This is a genomic window from Pseudarthrobacter sp., assembly GCF_036675385.1.
In the GTDB taxonomy this organism is placed as follows: Bacteria; Actinomycetota; Actinomycetes; order Actinomycetales; family Micrococcaceae; genus Arthrobacter.
Genome location: NZ_JAKFFD010000186.1, coordinates 1 through 2357, shown reverse-complemented (window position 1 = coordinate 2357; position 2357 = coordinate 1). Strand labels below are relative to the sequence as shown.

Here is a 2357-nt window from a genome sequence, read left to right as displayed (position 1 = left end):
TTCGCGGCAAGCGGATCGGCTCCCAGACCATCGACTGGGATCGCAGCTGGAACAGCGCAGCGCTCGATACCGGCCCCCAGCTCGGACTGCTGGGCTACGAACTCGCCCAGGTCAGCGTAGGCACGCTGACCCGCGGGGTTACCCCGGGCTCCGACACCAGCACCCTCATGCTGGAAGGCGACAGTTATGAGGTCCGCGTGGGCGACCGCGTGGTCCCGGTCGAGGCGCAACCGTATGACCTGCAGTTCTTCCCGCATGTGCCCAAGGTGCCGCAACCGGAAGGCAAACTGCAGATCGCCGCAGTAGCCAATGCCCTGACCTCCGGCGGGCCGCGCGACGTGGTTGCCATTTCCGGCGGTAGCCGCGAAGGCATCGACAACGGCACGGTGTTCTCCATCTGGCGTGAAGGCAGCCACATCATCGACCGCCAGCACGATCCGGAGGACTCGCGCCCCACCGAGCTTGATCGCGGCGCCGGAGACATCGTGTTGCCCGACGAATACGCCGGCCACGTGATGGTGTTCCGCACCTTCGAGAAGGTCAGCTATGGCCTGGTCATGGAAGGCACCAAACCGGCGCGCGTGGGCTACGAGCTCAAGCATCCGGACGCCACCTACTGATCCAAATCCGGCAGTAGGAAACTTCCTATGCATCAACGCGACGGCGCCTGAGGGCGCCGTCGTCGTTTCCGCTCTAGGCTGGGCCGATGCATGAAGAAGACACCACCGCACTGCTGAAACTGGTCCTGGCTGGCGGAGCCGTGGCGCCACGACGTGGCCTGCTCGACACCCACGTAACTCCGGCCGCCTGCCTGGCCGCCGGTGCTTCCGCCTGGCGCGCAGCGGGGCTGAACAACGTGCAGATCCAGCGGATCCGCCAGCCCGATACGGCGGAAATGCAACGCGCACTCGACTGGCTGGAACAACCACGGCATCACCTGGTCGGCTGGCACGACCCCGACTATCCACCCCTGTTGCGACGGATCAGCAGTCCACCCCTGGTGCTGTTTGTCGACGGCGAGCCGTCCCTGCTCTGGCATGCCGGCGTCGCCGTGGTCGGTAGCCGCTCGCCCACGTCAGGGGGACGCGACAATGCCTATGCCTTTGCCCGTGCGCTCGCTGCCTCGGGCACCGCGGTGATCAGCGGGCTCGCGGCCGGCATCGACGCCGCAGCGCATCAGGCCGCGCTGGCAGAAGCGGACGGGGTGACGATCGCGGTCCTCGGCACCGGGCCGGACCTGGCCTACCCCGCACATCACACGAACTTGCGCGAGCGGATCGCCGCACGCGGCGCGGTGGTCAGCGAACACCCACCCGGCACTCCGGCCAGGCCGGCACACTTCCCCAGTCGCAACCGCATCCTCGCCGGGCTCGCCCTCGGCACCCTGGTGGTGGAGGCCACCGAACGCTCCGGCGCCCTGATCACCGCGCGCCAGGCCGCCGACAACGGGCGCGAGGTGTTCGCCGTTCCCGGTTCGATCCACAACCCGATGGCGCGGGGCTGCCATCGGCTGATCCGGGAGGGCGCCGGACTGGTGGATAACGCGCAGGAAGTGCTCGCCGCCATCGCCCCGCTGGCCAATGAGCTCGCTCACGCCCTCCGCAGCAGGCTTGAGGGCGCCTTGATCCGTCCCCATATCGGGTGCGATGACCGACTCGCACCACTACCTCCCAACTACCAGCCCTTGTGGCAGGCCCTGGGTCACGACCCAACAGGTATGGATTCATTGATTGAGCGAACCGGATTGACGGCCGCCGAACTGTCCTCCATGCTGCTGGTCATGGAACTGGATGGACGGGTGGCGGTCGAACACGGTCGCTACGCGCGCAAGACCTGGTTTCTTTCCTCCACAGCGTCGTTGGCGCAGGCCGAGGGGCAATGAAAGAGAGCATATTGGATGTACTGCTGTACCTGTTCGAACACTATTTCACCGAAGACGCGGATCCCGTCCGCGACCGCGACTCCATCCAGAACGGCCTGATCCAGGCGGGTTTCAGCCCGGCGGAAATCAGCAAGGCCTTCGACTGGCTCGACGCCCTGGCCGAACAGCGCCCGGCGGCGAGCGAACCCCGCATCGGCGGCCCTACCCGTGTCTACCATGGTCCGGAGCTGGAAAAGCTGGACGTGGAATGCCGCGGCTTCGTGCTGTTCCTCGAACAGCACGGGATCCTGGACGCCGATCAGCGCGAGCTGGTGCTGGACCGCGCCATGGCCCTGGACCAGGACGAACTGGATCTGGACGACCTGAAATGGGTCGTGCTGATGGTGCTGTTCAACCAGCCAGGCTCCGAAGCCGCCTATGCGTGGATGGAAACCCAGATGTTCGACGACGAGCCCGAACCGGTGCACTGAGCCGG

General features: G+C 66.5%; 3 protein-coding genes. All 3 read left to right on the top strand.

The genetic code is table 11. The features are described 5' to 3' along the window. A partial coding sequence (locus V6M49_RS15935; protein ID WP_332761973.1) for a hypothetical protein occupies positions 1-620 on the top strand: 620 nt, incomplete at its 5' end. Between the two features lie 86 nt (positions 621-706). Continuing rightward, on the top strand, positions 707-1882 hold the full coding sequence (gene dprA, locus V6M49_RS15930) for a DNA-processing protein DprA (protein WP_332761971.1): 1176 nt from the start codon (positions 707-709) through the stop codon (positions 1880-1882). Continuing rightward, positions 1879-2352 (top strand): DUF494 family protein, encoded by a 474-nt coding sequence (locus tag V6M49_RS15925; RefSeq protein WP_332761970.1) that lies wholly within the window; start codon positions 1879-1881, stop codon positions 2350-2352. Before dprA ends, V6M49_RS15925 begins: the two co-directional genes overlap by 4 nt. The last annotated feature ends 5 nt before the right edge of the window (positions 2353-2357 follow it).